This window comes from Siccibacter turicensis LMG 23730 (assembly GCF_000463155.2).
Taxonomy (GTDB): domain Bacteria; phylum Pseudomonadota; class Gammaproteobacteria; order Enterobacterales; family Enterobacteriaceae; genus Siccibacter; species Siccibacter turicensis.
On record NZ_AWFZ01000050.1, the window covers coordinates 25,872 to 41,680 of the forward strand.

The following is a 15,809-nucleotide window of genomic DNA, read 5'->3' on the forward strand; positions in this document are numbered from 1 at the left end:
GTACCATTTAGTAACGTTTAACAGGATTATCCCATGCGGCCTGCAGAAACCCTATTTGTCAGCATCGCCAGCTATCGCGACCCGGAGCTGATACCGACATTGAAAGACATGATTGCCAATGCAGCGCATCCAGAAGCGCTGCGCATTGCAATATGCTGGCAGCATGATGAAGATATCAGCCTTTTTATCGATGCCGGAATGACGCTGTGCCAGAGTTACATTCACAGCAATAATGATATTTTTGTTTTTGAGTATCAGTCAGCCCGCATAACCATTCTTAGCATTCATTATTACCATAGCCAGGGCGCCTGTTGGGCGCGGCATATGGCAGAACAGTTTTATAATGATGAAACCTGGTTCTTGCAGATTGATTCCCACTGTCGATTTATTCATCATTGGGATAGCGAAGCCATTGCGATGATGAAATCGCTACAGAAGCGCTGCCCTAAACCGATATTATCGACCTATCCACCGTCCTATAACCCAGCAGATGAAGCCAACCGGTCAGCATTTATTAGCCGTCTGACCTTTCGGGAGTTCTCACCCGAAGGGCTGCCTATGCTGAGCTCAACCACCTTTAGCGCAGATGAGCCGCCGCGCTGCGGCTACCTGGCTGGCGGCCTTATATTCGCACCGGGAAGCTTTGTACTGGAAGTCCCCAATGACCCAGAAATATTCTTTGCCGGGGAAGAAATTGCTATGGCCGCGCGTGCGTTTACCCATGGCTATGATATTCACACACCTAATAAAATACTGCTTTGGCATTTTTATCAGCGTAGTGAAGCGAATAAGATTTGGGGCGACCATAATAATAAGGCCAAAGAAAACGGCAGTGTCGATCTCGTGTGGTGGGAACGGGATAAGGTTTCAAAAAAGCGGGTGCGATCGCTGCTGGGTCTGGAATCATCTCCCAGCGAGCCTGGTGCATATGGCCATGGCAAGGCCCGTACTCTGGCAGAGTTTGAAAGACGCATCGGGGTGCATTTTTGTTCGCAAACCGTGATGCCGGATGTTGTGGGTGACGCACGCCTCAGTTATTTCCCCGATCGCAGCTACAGCGAAAGCGACTGGCTTGAAAAACGTATCCATCCAAATCATAAGAAAATTCAGTTCAGCAAGGATGAAATCAGCCATCACCACGCCGATATCCACCGCTGGCACTTCGGCGCTTACTGCGCAAATAATGTATTACTCAAGAAAATTATCCTTACCCCTGAAGAACTTGAAAAATGCTTCGTAAGCCAAAAAGGCATTTACGAAATTGCGTTTTCCTTTACCTCTCCGCCGTCGGTTAAGCCGTCCGTTATCAGAGGCTGCCCCTTTCATCGCCAACAGGGTTGGGGCGAGGTCGTGGAGAAAAAATGGTGAACAGCCAGTACGTTTTAAATACGTTAACCACGGTCGATACGCTGCTCAATCTGGGAGGAATAATTCCTTCGCTCTCAGAACTTCAGGCAAGACTCATAGACATTATGAATGAATTTAACCGGGCGTTGAGCGATGAAGGGGTGCCCAAAGAGGACGCCGATGCGCTTCGTCGGGTCGCCTGCGCATGGATTGACCGAACAACAGAAACCAACCTGACGCGTAGCTGGCTAACCTGGAAAAACTACTCGCTTGAGTCCTATTTTTTCGACGCGCCGCGCGATGCAGCTTTTTATACGGCTTTACTCGCCAGCGCTATGCACAGCACGCATGAAAGCGTTCGGGCCAGCGCGACAAGTCTTGTGTTATTGCTTTGCGAGACTCGTTCCTCAGACGCCGGCTTGAACGAGCTCAGGGCGGAAATTGCTGTCCCCGCCGTCAACCATTCCCAACAGCCTCTGCCGGAAAAACCGGGCGTGCAAATCGAGCGGCTCTCGCCGGAACCGCCTCCGGTGACGCGCGTAGGATTCGATTGCCTCATTTTCATGACCCTGTTAGCGGCGCTGTGGCGCTGCTGCTCTCATTTTCTCGACGCGTGGTACCAATGTCTTTCTTGAAAAAATCTGGCCGTATAGCACTGCTGTGGAGCTTGTCTGGCGTAGCGATGCTGGCATGCCTGATAAATTTCTCACATCGCTATGTACCGGCTTTTGCCTGGGTGGCGTTGCTTGCCGCCGCACTTCTGGTGTTGCGCTATAACCACAGCATGCGGAGTAAGCCGGTGATTACCCGAATAACCAAAGATGAAATACGTGAAAGCGTAGTGTTCATTCTTGGCCCGTGGGCAAAAACCTGGTTCTCGGGCGCGCTGGATAATGACGGGATTCGATTAGAAAAAGGCAGGGCGTGGTTTCTGGCGTCCTCGCCGGGTGAATTAACCCGGCATCTGGAGCGTCTGAAGGCAAACCACCCTGAGGTGATACCGTTGGGATTTTTCCCGTTAATGCCCGACGGCCATGCCACGTCAGAACTTATGAATTCGCAGCTGGTGATGTGGAAAAATACCTTTGCCGCTCTCAACCTCGCCGAGCCGCTGCCCTGCACGTTTGCGTTGTACACGCAGATGACCGAAGAGCGTCATGCCTGGGATCCCGGTGGTGCAATCTGGAGCAGCGCGTTTCCGGCAGCCAATACCGGGCAGTGCGACATCAACCAGGGCCTGGCTTCAGCGCTTGGAGCACTTGCTGCTCAGCGAGACAGTAATCATCATGCGGTTCGTCGGCACGCCATGGGCTGCACCCTGCGTGAGTGGCTAAACGAGACGGCGATTCAGTCTTCGCTTGACGCACTGTTTACCCACTCTTCTCTGCGTTTGAACGGCGTATTGCTGGCGGATTACGGGACAGGGTTTGTTCGCCACGGGGCATGGTCTGCCTGGTGTGAAAAGACGCTGGCCTTATTACCTGGCCTGACTACATCACTGACTACGCCACCGTTACCGGTGCCTCAGTCTGTTTATCAGACAACGCATATTACCCACACCACGCCGCCTCGGGTGTCCAAAGGCTATAAAACCATGGTGGTGGCATTCACGGCCGCTGCGCTGGCCTTGATTTTCATTTGTTACCTTCAGGCGGAGCGAGCGCTCAGCCTGCGCCATCAAATGCAGCGTCTGGTTATCGCTGAAGCACTGAATGATGGTAATCAAACACAGCTGGCTAACGCGCTTGAACAGCATCAGGCGCTGGTCGACTGCCTGCCGGTAAAACCTTTTGGATGGACCGTGTTCGCAGGATGCGAAAAGCTTAAGCATGACGTGGCGGTTCGATTACACCCGGAGGCGTTTACGAATTCCGATGTCCCTTTCTCTGTGGTTGGGCAATTTGCCTCTTCCAGCGCGGCGTTGTCTTCCGGGCATGAAGAGCGGCTCAACGCCTTACTCCCGCAACTGCTCGCCAACGGCGCAGCACACTATCTGATTGTTGGCTATTCAGATAACACAGGCAGCGCTGAACAGAATCGGCTGCTGTCGACGCAGCGGGCCGTAGCGGTAAGAAACTGGCTGGTGCAACATTCGGCTCTGCTCCCGGAACGTTTCGTTTTGCGGGGTGCCGGCACCCGCAATCCGGTATCAGACAATACCAACAAAGCCGAGCGCGCTAAAAATCGGCGGGTTGAATTTTATACATTGCAATAACGCCATATCTGACATGGAGGGTTCCAACAGTGGCAAAAAGTACCTTAACCTACGCTCTATTTGAGGGGGCGTTTATTACGGATGCACCGGCGCTGGATCGCACGGTGAATATCTTAATGTTCAGCGATCCCGATGAAAACGCCTATCAGATTATGATCAACAGGGCGCTGCTGAATGAAGATCAAGAGCCTGAGGCATGGTGCGAGCAGCAGACGGAAGTGCAGCGTAACGAACTGCCCGGTTTCAAAACCGAAGGGAAAATGCTGACGCATGAAATTGGTCCAGCCCGCCTGCCGGTTATTCAGATAGCCAATAGTTTTTTGCAGGATGGTAAAACGATTCGTCAGGTACAGTCGATTATTCGTCTGCCTCGGAACAGCACGGTGAATCCAGGTAATCGGGGGATGATTATTTTTACCCTGCGCGCCGAGAACGAGTTCACCGAGTTTCAACGTAAACATTACGTGCAGGTTATCAACAGTTTCGATCCTGAGACTACACTGCCATAGTGCGTTGCTTGATAAAAAAAGGGCCCTTTCGGCCCTGTTTTCTTTTTACAAACATAAGGTTATTTCATCACTGTTGCCAAAGCGCGCAAGCCATGTGGCGTATTTATAGAATTCCAGCCGGTTCTCCATGCCCATTTTTTTGATAGCGTTGCGGCAGTGCACACCAATGGTACGTTCAGAACGATGCAGCAGCCTGGAGATATCGCTGGCATCATGCCCTTTACCGGTAAGCATCATGATGTTGTTTTCAGTTACCGATAGCTGCAGGTACCGCTTCAGCCCTGCTGCTTTAAAAATATCCGTGCGTGTCGATGCGCCATATCCAATACTGGCGATCAACAGAACCTTCCGGATCCGCAGGATAATGTCATCCATACTGTGAGACTTGCAGATAAAAGGGATATGAATGGTTCGGCTGGTTTCCGCCAGGCTGTTACTGTTACGACAGTCTGTGCCATGCTTAATATTAACCGTAACCATAAAATCCCTGAATATAACATCAGGTAAAGATGCGCCTCGCTGTAATAACGAAAAAGTTAACGGTACATTATCACCTTGATCGTTACGATTATTGATTTTCGAAAGCAAATGCTGCAACCCAAGCTCAAAGTAAGCATTATTACTATCAATAACAATCTGCAACATGATTATTATCCCTGATATCAATTAAGAATCCCTTCACTCACAATTACCGTACATGGGGCTCCTTATCTGCGTAAGGTTGCCTGGATGTACGCCACATTGAAAAGGGAGAGGTAAATCCCAAAGCAAACAATCGAAAACAAACAGTTATGAAGATATGAACACCGTGAAGGGCTATATAAACATGGTTTCGTCTACCCTAATTATCGGGTCGACTTTTAACGTGGTGGAGAGTACTACAACGCAAATGAAAAGTGAAATATCCAGAGGTTAGTATTTTCTCAAAAAATATGTATTACGATACCGTTTCCATTAATTTAAATCTAATGCAACACCAGGAAACCGGCCAGGTGCAGCCAGAAACAAGCGAGGCTAAGTTATTAATCTTATTCATCAAATGAAATATATATTTTTATAAGCAGGGAATTTCAAAACATCCTGCGCCAGAGCAGGCAGGGTATTCAACCCTGTACTATCAGCCCTAAAACACAGGATTAACGAAGCGGAGAACAGAAGAAATCAGATTCAAATTAAAGGAACTGGAACTGGAACTGGAACTGGAACTGGAACTGGAACTGGAACTGGAACTGGAACTGGAACTGGAACTGGAGCGGGCGAAGGGAATCGAACCCTCGTATAGAGCTTGGGAAGCTCTCGTTCTACCATTGAACTACGCCCGCACGCATTGCGAAAGGCATTATATCCCTTCACCACTTTATGGCAACCCTTCCCTCAGCTAACTGATGGATTAATCAGCGGTTACCGCCCTCAGCATGGGGGCGAGCTACCCTGACGGGGGAGATAGCGCTGGGGGTCGATTGCGGTTGCACGGTAGCGTATCTGGAAGTGCAGGCGCACAGATTCCGCCCCGGTACTGCCCATGGTGGCAATTTTCTGGCCCGCTTTTACCTGCTGACCATTGTTAACCTGGGTCGTATCGTTATGCGCATACGCCGTAATGTAATCTTCGCCATGCTTGATCATGACAAGGTTGCCGTAGCCACGAAGCTGGCTGCCCACATACACCACGCGTCCTGCACCCGCCGCATAAACGGCCTGGCCACGCTGGCCGGCAATATCGATGCCTTTGTTGCCTCCATCAGAATCAGAGAACGGCATGATCACTTTACCTGACGTCGGCCAGCGCCAGCAGCGCTGCCCTACCGGCGGCGCCGGCGATTTTGCCACGGAGGCGGAAGGGCGTGATTTGACGGCTTTATGGCTCGCGGTTGCGGTGCTTTTCGCCCCGCTGCCGCTTACGCGCACCTTTTGTCCCACCTGCAGCGTATAGGGCGCGGAAATGCCGTTCATGCGCGCCAGGGTCGCCACACTGGTGCCGGTCATGCGTGAAATGCGATACAGGGTGTCGCCGCGCTTTACGGTATAAACGGAGCCACTAAAGGTTCCGTAGTCGGGAGATTTACTGCCGGAGCAGCCTGCGATCAAAAGCGTCAGGCTAAGGCTAAGCGCCGTACCCCATCCTGTTAACTGGCCGCCCAAACTCAAATCACATCCTCTGCGCTAATTACCTGATTATTCAAGTAGCTTATATTATCAGCTTCTGTTTAATGGCCCAAACAGAGCAAAAAAAAACCGCGCAGCTGCGCGGTTTATCGAAGCGTAATGTATTACTTAACCGGACGCATGGCCGGGAACAGAATGACGTCACGGATGGTATGGCTGTTAGTGAACAGCATAACCATGCGGTCAATACCGATGCCAAGGCCAGCCGTAGGCGGCAAGCCGTGCTCAAGCGACGTCACGTAATCTTCGTCGTAGAACATGGCTTCATCATCGCCCGCATCTTTCGCGGCAACCTGATCGGCAAAGCGCTGCGCCTGATCTTCTGCATCGTTCAGCTCCGAGAAGCCGTTACCGATTTCGCGGCCGCCGATGAAGAATTCGAAGCGATCCGTGATCTCCGGATTCACATCATTACGACGCGCCAGAGGGGACACCTCTGCCGGATATTCGGTAATAAAGGTAGGCTGAATCAGATGCGCTTCCGCAACCTCTTCAAAGATTTCCGTCACGATGCGGCCCAGGCCCCAGCTCTTCTCGACTTTGATACCGATAGATTCTGCTACCGCTTTCGCGCTGTCGAAGTTATCCAGATCGGCCAGATTGGTTTCCTGACGATGCTTCTTGATGGCTTCGCGCATGGTCAGCTTCTCAAACGGCTTGCCGAAATCGAAGGTCTGGTCGCCGTACTGAACCTGGGTCGTGCCCAGCACATCCTGCGCCAGAGTACGGAACAGCGATTCGGTCAGCTCAATGAGGTCCTTGTAATCGGCGTAGGCCATGTAGAGTTCCATCATGGTGAACTCTGGGTTATGGCGAACCGAGATACCTTCGTTACGGAAGTTACGGTTAATCTCGAACACGCGTTCAAAACCACCGACCACCAGGCGCTTGAGGTAGAGCTCCGGCGCGATACGCAGATACATATCGAGGTCGAGCGCATTGTGATGGGTTACAAACGGACGCGCTGATGCGCCGCCCGGGATCACCTGCATCATCGGCGTTTCGACTTCCATAAAGTCACGTCCCACCATGAACTGACGGATACCTGCCAGAATCTGCGAGCGAACTTTAAAGGTCTTGCGAGACTCCTCGTTGGAGATGAGATCCAGGTAGCGCTGACGATAGCGCGCTTCCTGATCCTGCAGACCATGGAACTTGTCCGGCAGCGGGCGCAGCGCTTTGGTCAGCAAACGCAGTTCGGTACAGTGCAGGGAGAGCTCGCCGGTTTTGGTTTTGAACAGCTTACCGCGCGCGCCAAGAATATCCCCGAGGTCCCATTTTTTGAACTGCTCGTTGTACACGCCTTCCGGCAGATCGTCACGGGCAACGTAGAGCTGAATGCGGCCACCGACGTCCTGCAGCGTCACGAAAGAGGCTTTACCCATAATGCGACGGGTCATCATGCGGCCTGCCACCGACACTTCGATGTTCAGCGCTTCAAGCTCTTCGTTCTCTTTATCGTCAAACTCATTGTGCAGTTGGTCAGAGGTACGATCGCGACGGAAGTCGTTCGGGAAAGCGACGCCCTGCTCACGCAGCGCAGCCAGCTTTTCACGGCGTGTTTTCAGCTCGTTATTTAGTTCGGCTGCTGCGTCAACGCCTTGTGATTGTTGTTCAGACATGTTGGTTCCTCATAACCCTGCTTTCAAACTTGCTTCAATGAATTTGTCCAGATCGCCATCCAGCACGGCCTGCGTATTACGGGTTTCAACGCCGGTACGCAGATCCTTGATGCGGGAGTCGTCAAGAACGTAGGAGCGGATCTGGCTACCCCAGCCGATGTCGGACTTGTTATCCTCCAGCGCCTGTTTCTCAGCATTTTTCTTTTGCATCTCCAGTTCATAAAGCTTCGCTTTCATCTGCTTCATGGCCTGGTCTTTGTTCTTATGCTGCGAACGGTCGTTCTGGCACTGGGTCACGGTACCGGTTGGAATGTGGGTAATACGCACCGCCGATTCCGTACGGTTAACGTGCTGACCGCCCGCACCGGAGGCGCGATAAACGTCAATACGCAGATCTGCCGGATTGATTTCGATATCAATATCGTCATCCACTTCCGGGTAGACAAAGGCGGAGCTGAAGGAGGTGTGACGGCGGCCGCCGGAGTCGAACGGACTCTTACGCACCAGGCGGTGTACGCCGGTTTCGGTACGCAGCCAGCCAAACGCGTATTCGCCCTGAATACGAATGGTTACGGACTTAATGCCGGCCACTTCGCCTTCAGACTCTTCAATAATTTCGGTTTTAAATCCGCGTGCCTCGGCCCAGCGCAGATACATGCGCATCAGCATGCTGGCCCAGTCCTGCGCTTCGGTACCACCAGAGCCGGCCTGAATATCGATATAGCAGTCGGCGCTGTCGTATTCACCGGAGAACATGCGTCGGAATTCCAGCTGGGCAAGCTTCTGCTCAAGCTGATCGAGCTCGACAACGGCCTCGTTGAAGGTCTCTTCGTCATCGGCTTCAATGGCCAGTTCCAGCAGACCGGACACATCGTCAAGGCCCTGGGTCATCTGGTCGAGCGTTTCTACAATGGCTTCCAGCGCGGAGCGCTCTTTGCCCAGCGCCTGCGCACGCTCCGGCTCGTTCCAGACGTCCGGCTGCTCTAGCTCAGCGTTTACTTCTTCGAGGCGTTCTTTCTTGGCATCGTAGTCAAAGATACCCCCTAAGAACGTCGCTGCGCTCCGTGAGGTCCTGAATGCGGTTTTTTACCGGGTTAATTTCAAACATGGTTTGCGGATCTTTAAGTTGGCTAGTCAAAATGCGGCATAAGGGCAAAAGTTTACCGGATTCATGCCGCTTTTTATAGCGATTATGGCCTCAGAGCGGCCAGATGTTGTCGATAATAAGCTGAACGCTGCGGTTCCCACGAAACTCATTCACATCAAGCTTATACGCAATTTCGACCTCGCGTACCCCGTTGTCAGGCCAGCAGGTGGTATCGACATTGAAGGCTATGCCGTCAAGCAGCGGGCCGCCGCCCACGGGTTCCAGCATCAGCTTCAGGTGGCGCTCGCCCACCAGTCGCTGTTGCAGCACGCGAAAACGGCCATCGAACAAGGGCTCAGGGAACATCTGCCCCCAGGGGCCTGCGTCGCGCAGCATTTCCGCAACCTCAAGCGTCATCTCCTGCGGCTGCAACGCACCGTCTGACCAGATTTCCCCCTGCAACAGCGCCGGATCAAGCCATTCGCCTACCAGCGTGGCAAACCGCTGTTGAAACTCCTCAAAACGGGTGGCCTCAAGCGACAGGCCGGCCGCCATGGCGTGACCGCCAAACTTCAGCATCATTCCTGGATAGAGCGTATCAAGCCGCTCAAGGGCGTCGCGCATATGCAGCCCCTGAATGGATCGACCGGAGCCTTTCAGCGTGCCATCGCCAGCCGGAGCGAAAGCGATGACGGGCCGGTGAAAACGCTCTTTGATGCGCGATGCCAGTATGCCCACCACGCCCTGGTGCCATTCCGGGTGATAAATGGCAATCCCGCCGGGTAGCGCTTCACCGCTGCGCTCCAGACTATCGCACAGCGTCAGCGCTTCGGCCTGCATGCCCTGTTCTATCTCTTTACGCGTCTGGTTCAGCGCGTCCAGCTCGCTCGCCAGCATGCGCGCCTGGACAATATCGTTACACATCAGCAGCGCCACGCCGACGGACATATCGTCCAGTCGCCCCGCCGCGTTAAGCCGTGGACCCAGCGCGAAACCAAGATCGTTGGCCGCCAGCTTTTGCGCGTCGCGATTGGCGATCTCCAGCAGCGCGCGGATCCCTGGCCGGCACCGGCCCGCCCGAATGCGGCTCAACCCCTGCCAGATCAGGATGCGATTATTGGCATCCAGCGGCACCACGTCCGCTACCGTTCCAAGTGCCACCAGGTCCAGATGCTCCGCCAGATTCGGCACGGCAATGCCCTGCTCCTCAAACCAGCCTGCATCACGAAGATGCGCGCGCAGCGCCAGCATTAAGTAGAACGCGACGCCGACCCCCGCCAGGCATTTCGAAGGAAACGCACAGTCTGGAAGATTGGGATTAATGATGGCTTCAGCAAGCGGAAGCGTTTCACCGGGCAGATGGTGATCGGTGATCACCACCGGAATGCCCAGCTCATGGGCCCGGGCCACACCGCTGTGCGAAGAGATACCGTTATCGACGGTGAGGATCAGCTGCGCACCGCGTGCGTGGGCCTGATCGACTACCTCCGGGCTGAGCCCATAGCCGTCGTCAAAGCGGTTCGGAACCAGATAATCCACGTTGCCCGCGCCCAGGCTGCGCAGGGCCAGCACGCTTAGCGCGGTACTGGTTGCGCCATCGGCATCAAAGTCGCCCACCACCATGATGCGCAGGTTTTCACGCAGCGCACTGAACAGGATGGCGGTTGCCTTATCCACACCCGCCAGCTGCTGCCAGGGCAGCAGCCCCTTAACGCTACGCTCCAGGTCCGCCGCGCTTTTCACACCGCGGCTGGCATACAGACGTGCCAGGAGCGGCGGCAGCTCGGTGGGGAGGCTGACATTTTCATCCACCGTTCTCCGGCGGAGCTGTGTTTGCTGTTTCACTGATTACTGCGCCTGCTTCTTATGTTCATCCAGCAGCGTTTTCAGTTCTTTCGGTCCCTGATAACCCGGAACAACGTACCCGTCGTTCAGTACCAGCGCAGGCGTTCCCTGCACGCCGAACTGTACGCCGAGCGCATAATGCTTCGCTGTATCAATGCTGCAACTGGCTGCCGGCACATCGCCATTTTTCATCGCGGCATCAAAGGTTTTCTTCGGATCTTTTGCACACCAGATGGCGTTCATCTCTTTAGCCGTGTCGCTCTGCGGCCCCTGGCGCGGGAAAGCGAGGTAGCGCACGGTAATACCCAGCGCGTTGTAATCTTTCATCTCTTCGTGCAGCTTATGGCAATAGCCGCAGGTGATATCGGTAAACACGGTGATGACATGCTGCTCGTTTGCCGCTTTGTACACGATCATCTCTTTTTCGAGCGCATTGAGGCGACCCATCAGCATCTTGTTGGTCACGTTCACCGGCTGCGCACCGCTGACATCATAGAGCGGGCCCTGGATAATGTGCTTTCCGTCATCGGTGACGTACAGCACGCCGCTGTTGGTCAGCACGCTTTTCATACCGGCAACCGGCGCGGGTTGGATAGTTTCAGTTTTCACACCCAGCTTCGCCAGCGAGGCTTCAATGGCGGCATCATCGGCCTGCACGCCGAAGGTGGAAAGCGATGCGGCGAGCAGGGAAAACAGCACGATACCTTTATTCATAACGTTTCCTTTAACTTTATGGCACTCACGCCCGTGGGTGGTGCTGTTGGTGTAGTTGCCGTAAGCGGGCCGTTGCCACGTGCGTGTAGATTTGTGTGGTCGACAGGTCGCTGTGTCCAAGCAGCATCTGGACGACGCGAAGATCGGCACCGTGATTCAATAAGTGGGTCGCAAATGCATGACGTAACACGTGCGGAGAGAGCTTTTCGCTGTCGATGCCTGCCTGGGCGGCGTAATGCTTTATGCGATGCCAGAAAGTCTGCCGCGTCATTTGCTGCGCCCGTTTACTGGGAAAAAGTACGTCCACGGACTGCCCGTTCAGAAGCCAGTGACGAGCGTGGGTAAGATAGTATTCGATCCAGTACACCGCTTCTTCACCTAATGGGACAAGACGCTCTTTATTGCCTTTACCCAGCACTCTCACCACGCCCTGCCGCAGGCTAACGTCACTCATGGTTAAGCCCACGAGTTCCGACACGCGCAGGCCGGTGGCATAGAGCACTTCAAGCATCGCTTTATCCCGTAATTCGACGGGCTGGTCAACTGACGGTGCCTGGAGCAACCGCTCAACCTGCGCTTCGCTCAGGTCTTTTGGCAGGCGCTGCGGGAGCTTAGGCGACGCCAGCGATGCGCTGGGATCGTCGGTGCGCACTTTCTCACGGTAGAGGTGCTGAAACAGCCGACGCACGGCGCTCAGCATTCTTGCAGAGCTGGTGGCCTTATAGCCGCCTTCAACCCGTTCAGCCAGCAATGCCTGAAGGTCGGACGCCTGGGCTGTTTCAAGAGTGAGGCTGTGACGATAGAGCCACTCCGTCAGGCTCTTCAAATCGCGCCGGTACGCCTGCAGCGTATTCTCGGAGAGATTGCGCTCAAGCCAGAGCGTATCCAGAAACTGTTCAATGCGGGCTAAATCCTGCTCCACCACGACCTCCCAATGACTCCCATTGCGGCATTATGCCTGATTGACCGGTGATTCTGATACACTAGCGGCTCAGTACAGAATGAGATGAGACGTTAACGTTATGAACATTGGTCTTTTTTATGGTTCCAGCACCTGTTACACCGAAATGGCGGCCGAAAAAATTCGCGACATCATTGGCGCAGAACTGGTTTCGCTTCATAACCTGAAAGACGACGCTCCCTCATTAATGACGCAGTACGATGTCCTGATTTTAGGCATTCCCACCTGGGATTTCGGTGAGCTTCAGGAGGACTGGGAAGCCGTCTGGGATCGGCTTGATGAGCTCGATCTCGAGGGCAAGCTCGTTGCCCTTTATGGCATGGGCGACCAGCTTGGCTACGGCGAATGGTTCCTGGATGCGCTCGGTATGCTGCACGATAAACTGGCGCCGCGCGGCGTAAAATTTATTGGCTACTGGCCCACCGAAGGCTACGAGTTTACCAGCGCGAAACCCGTCATCGCCGACGGCCAGCTGTTTGTTGGCCTGGCGCTCGATGAAACCAATCAGTACGACCTGAGCGATGAACGCATCCAGGCGTGGTGTGAACAGATCCTCGGCGAAATGGCGACGCATTTTTCATAAGTCACGCCGCGTAGCAGGAAGTCACGCCAGGTTTCATACACGATAGCCGTCAATGCGGTGTACGTGTCAGGGTCTGCGTCTGCACGATAAGCCGCCGCAGATCGCGCCACTCCCGCTCGTCCATGCTGTCGGCCGCCAGCCACAGATGCCTGCAACGGCGCTTATTCGGCCGGCGCAGGCGCAGCATCATTCCACTCTGCACCATCCAGGGTTCGCCAACGATCTCCCACTCAACGCCCTGCCACTTAAACCGGTTATCCATCAACAGCTTCGCTTCGCCCTGGCGTGCGTGGATCCGGCGCTGGCTGCGAACGCAGTCAAAAACCACAAGGGACAGCAGCAGCATCCATACCGGCGTGTAGCTCAGCGGCCAGGGAATAAACAGGACGATAGCCGCGACGATGCCGTGCAGCAGCAGGGAGAGCCACTGGGAGCGCCAGGAGACGCGCAGATCAGATTGCCACAGGACCACGATCCTGATTCCGTTTCTGAATTAATTGCACCATCCGCTCCAGCTCAGCGTCCGCAGGCTTGCCGTGATTCATCAGCCAGTTGAAGAGATCGGGATCGTCACACTCCAGCAGGCGCACAAACAGACGCTTGTCGTCATCGCTCAGTGAATCGTACTCATATTCAAAGAACGGCATGATAGAGATATCAAGTTCACGCATCCCGCGGCGGCATGCCCAGTGAATACGGGACTTATTGGTTATATCCATTTTTATATTCCTGTTTAACCGGAAATCAGGTACGCCGGCTAGTGTACCGTGTTTTTGACAACGCTATCAGGGGATTGTTAGGGATTGCGAAGCGTTATCCTGAAAATTCAGCGCGATGTGCAACGTACAAAATGCCGTGCGTAGCGCCTCGCAAACCTGGCTTAAGAGCACAAACAGCGCGGTTAAAGCGCTTGCAAAGCACGTCGGCTCTTTTACCATTAAGCTTCATTCACATTGCATAGTGACACTCGGGACAAAGTTATGGCATTTACACCGTTTCCTCCGCGCCAGCCTGCTGCTTCCGCACGCCTGCCGTTGACGCTTATCTCGCTTGATGACTGGGCGCTGGCTACCATCACCGGTCCCGAGAGCGAGAAATATCTCCAGGGTCAGGTGACGACCGATGTCGCCGAACTGGCTGAAAATCAGCATGTGTTAGCCGCGCACTGCGATGCAAAGGGGAAAATGTGGAGCAATCTCCGCCTCTTCCGTGACGGAGAGGGGTACGCCTGGATCCTGCGCCGGAATCTTCGCGATGCCGAACTCACCGAACTGAAAAAGTACGCGGTGTTTTCGAAAGTGACCATTGGCCCTGATGACGGCCGGACGCTGCTCGGTGTGGCAGGCTTCCAGGCGCGGGCCGCGCTGGCAGGCGTCTTTACCACCCTGCCCGATGAACAAAATCAGGTTGTGCGTGAGGGCGATACCACGCTGCTGTGGTTCGGCCTGCCCGCCGAGCGTTTCCTGCTGATCACCCAGGACGAGAAAGCCGAAACGCTGTGCAACGCACTCAAGGGCGAAGCGCAGCTGAATAACAGCCAGCAGTGGCTGGCGCTGGATATCGAAGCCGGTATTCCGGTTATCGACACTGAGAACATGAGCCAGTTTATTCCTCAGGCGACCAACCTCCAGGCGCTGGGCGGCATCAGCTTTAAAAAGGGCTGCTATACCGGGCAAGAGATGGTGGCACGCGCTAAATTCCGTGGTGCCAATAAACGCGCCCTCTGGTATCTCGCCGGCGAGGCGAGCCGCGTGCCGCAGCCGGGCGAAGATCTGGAGATGCAAATGGGCGAAAACTGGCGCCGTACCGGGACGGTGCTGGCTGCCGTGCAGCTTGATGACGGTCGTGTGCTGGTGCAGGTCGTGATGAATAACGATATGGAAGCAGGCAGCGTATTCAGAGTGCGTGATGAGGCAAGCCACACGCTGGCGATTCAGCCTCTGCCCTACTCACTGGAAGAGTGATGCGTAGCCGGGCGCGGCAACCGCTGCCGCGCCCGATGTAACCCCTGACCGATAAAGCGTTATACCTGGCCAATATAGAGATAGATCGCCAGGAAGTGGCAGACGCTCCCACCAAGCACGAAGCCGTGCCAGATTGCATGGTTATACGGGATACGTTTACAGGCGTAAAAAATGACGCCCAGCGAATAGATAATCCCACCAGTCGCCAGCAGCGCCACGCTTCCCGGCGCCAGCTTGATCACCATCTGGTATATCACCACCAGCGACAGCCACCCCATCGCCAGATAGGTGACCAGTGACAGCACCTTGAAACGGTGAGCAATGGTGAGCTTGAAGAGAATACCCAGCAGCGCCAGGCCCCAGATAACAATCATCAGGCCTTTTGCCAGCGGTGAGTTAAGCCCCACCAGCAGGAACGGCGTATAGGTGCCGGCTATCAACAGATAGATCGCGCAGTGGTCGAGTTTTTTGAACCAGCGCTTTGCCCGGGCATGCGGTATGGCGTGATACAGCGTGGAAGCCAGAAACAGCAGAATCATACTGCCGCCGTAGAGGCTGTAACTGGTAAGCGCTACCGCGTCGGCATTGGTATCAATAGCCTGAGACAGCAGCAGAACCAACCCTACAATGCCAAATATCAGCCCGATGCCGTGACTGATACTGTTGGCAATTTCTTCTGCCACCGAATATCCCTGCGCGATTAACGGTTTATTACCCATGGTACAACTCCAGAAAACAAGATTAAAAATGCAGCACAGCTAGCCTAACTGAGAATGATTCCAGTGAACACCTGTTA

Annotated in this window: 16 protein-coding genes and 1 tRNA gene; 6 read left to right on the forward strand and 11 right to left on the reverse strand. The window is 54.3% G+C overall.

The annotated features are described in order from the left end of the window. Window positions 1-33: 33 nt before the first annotated feature. Genes DW58_RS16010 through DW58_RS16025 form a run of 4 tightly spaced genes read left to right on the forward strand, consistent with a single transcriptional unit; the run spans window position 34 to window position 4,071 of the window. Window positions 34-1,368: a GlcNAc-transferase family protein gene (locus DW58_RS16010; RefSeq protein WP_024549344.1), complete on the forward strand. Its 1,335-nt coding sequence runs from the start codon at window positions 34-36 to the stop codon at window positions 1,366-1,368. Continuing rightward, the gene (locus DW58_RS16015; RefSeq protein WP_024549345.1) at window positions 1,362-1,982 is read left to right on the forward strand and encodes a DotU family type IV/VI secretion system protein; all 621 of its coding nucleotides are present in this window, start codon (window positions 1,362-1,364) and stop codon (window positions 1,980-1,982) included. The genes DW58_RS16010 and DW58_RS16015 overlap by 7 nt, the downstream gene beginning before the upstream one ends. Further along, window positions 1,970-3,562, forward strand: a complete 1,593-nt coding sequence (locus DW58_RS16020) for an OmpA family protein (RefSeq protein ID WP_081706497.1) — start codon at window positions 1,970-1,972, stop codon at window positions 3,560-3,562. The genes DW58_RS16015 and DW58_RS16020 overlap by 13 nt, the downstream gene beginning before the upstream one ends. Before the next feature lie 29 nt (window positions 3,563-3,591). Continuing rightward, entirely contained in the window at window positions 3,592-4,071 is a 480-nt protein-coding gene (locus DW58_RS16025; protein WP_024549347.1) for a DcrB-related protein, read from the forward strand. Window positions 4,072-4,116: 45 nt separating this feature from the next. Here the strand turns inward: DW58_RS16025 and DW58_RS16030 are convergent, their stop codons facing one another. The 8 genes from DW58_RS16030 to xerD form a co-directional block, all read right to left on the reverse strand. Next, on the reverse strand, window positions 4,117-4,716 hold the full coding sequence (locus tag DW58_RS16030) for a helix-turn-helix domain-containing protein (protein ID WP_024549348.1): 600 nt from the start codon (window positions 4,714-4,716) through the stop codon (window positions 4,117-4,119). 603 nt (window positions 4,717-5,319) lie between these two features. Next, a tRNA-Gly gene (locus DW58_RS16035) sits at window positions 5,320-5,393 on the reverse strand. 88 nt (window positions 5,394-5,481) lie between these two features. Further along, window positions 5,482-6,219, reverse strand: a complete 738-nt coding sequence (gene actS, locus DW58_RS16040; protein WP_051195598.1) for an amidase activator ActS — start codon at window positions 6,217-6,219, stop codon at window positions 5,482-5,484. 122 nt (window positions 6,220-6,341) lie between these two features. After that, a complete protein-coding gene (lysS, locus tag DW58_RS16045) occupies window positions 6,342-7,859 on the reverse strand; it encodes a lysine--tRNA ligase (protein ID WP_024549938.1) in 1,518 nt (505 codons plus the stop codon). Window positions 7,860-7,868: 9 nt separating this feature from the next. After that, window positions 7,869-8,967, reverse strand: a protein-coding gene (gene prfB / locus DW58_RS16050) for a peptide chain release factor 2 (protein ID WP_106876477.1) whose coding sequence is annotated in 2 segments (ribosomal slippage) — window positions 7,869-8,891 and window positions 8,893-8,967 — 1,098 coding nt in all. Because the reading frame shifts where the segments join, the coding sequence is not laid out codon by codon here. Between the two features lie 90 nt (window positions 8,968-9,057). After that, window positions 9,058-10,791, reverse strand: coding sequence for a single-stranded-DNA-specific exonuclease RecJ (gene recJ / locus DW58_RS16055; protein ID WP_024549936.1), 1,734 nt, complete (start codon window positions 10,789-10,791; stop codon window positions 9,058-9,060). A 3-nt stretch (window positions 10,792-10,794) separates the two neighbouring features. Next, a complete protein-coding gene (gene dsbC / locus DW58_RS16060) occupies window positions 10,795-11,505 on the reverse strand; it encodes a bifunctional protein-disulfide isomerase/oxidoreductase DsbC (RefSeq protein WP_024549935.1) in 711 nt (236 codons plus the stop codon). Between the two features lie 25 nt (window positions 11,506-11,530). Continuing rightward, a complete protein-coding gene (gene xerD, locus DW58_RS16065) occupies window positions 11,531-12,427 on the reverse strand; it encodes a site-specific tyrosine recombinase XerD (RefSeq protein WP_024549934.1) in 897 nt (298 codons plus the stop codon). A gap of 100 nt (window positions 12,428-12,527) precedes the next feature. Here xerD and fldB point away from each other — a divergent pair, with 100 nt between their 5' ends. Next, on the forward strand, window positions 12,528-13,049 hold the full coding sequence (gene fldB, locus DW58_RS16070) for a flavodoxin FldB (RefSeq protein ID WP_024549933.1): 522 nt from the start codon (window positions 12,528-12,530) through the stop codon (window positions 13,047-13,049). A gap of 49 nt (window positions 13,050-13,098) precedes the next feature. Here the strand turns inward: fldB and DW58_RS16075 are convergent, their stop codons facing one another. Together DW58_RS16075 and sdhE are read right to left on the reverse strand one after the other, a co-directional pair. Beyond that, complete coding sequence (locus DW58_RS16075) at window positions 13,099-13,521, reverse strand: protein YgfX (protein WP_024549932.1); 423 nt, start codon at window positions 13,519-13,521, stop codon at window positions 13,099-13,101. Next, the gene (gene sdhE, locus DW58_RS16080) at window positions 13,502-13,768 is read right to left on the reverse strand and encodes an FAD assembly factor SdhE (protein WP_024549931.1); all 267 of its coding nucleotides are present in this window, start codon (window positions 13,766-13,768) and stop codon (window positions 13,502-13,504) included. The genes DW58_RS16075 and sdhE overlap by 20 nt, the downstream gene beginning before the upstream one ends. Before the next feature lie 261 nt (window positions 13,769-14,029). Here sdhE and ygfZ point away from each other — a divergent pair, with 261 nt between their 5' ends. After that, window positions 14,030-15,013, forward strand: coding sequence for a tRNA-modifying protein YgfZ (ygfZ, locus tag DW58_RS16085; protein WP_024549930.1), 984 nt, complete (start codon window positions 14,030-14,032; stop codon window positions 15,011-15,013). A gap of 59 nt (window positions 15,014-15,072) precedes the next feature. Here the strand turns inward: ygfZ and trhA are convergent, their stop codons facing one another. Next, window positions 15,073-15,732, reverse strand: a complete 660-nt coding sequence (gene trhA, locus DW58_RS16090) for a PAQR family membrane homeostasis protein TrhA (protein WP_024549929.1) — start codon at window positions 15,730-15,732, stop codon at window positions 15,073-15,075. Window positions 15,733-15,809: the final 77 nt, after the last annotated feature.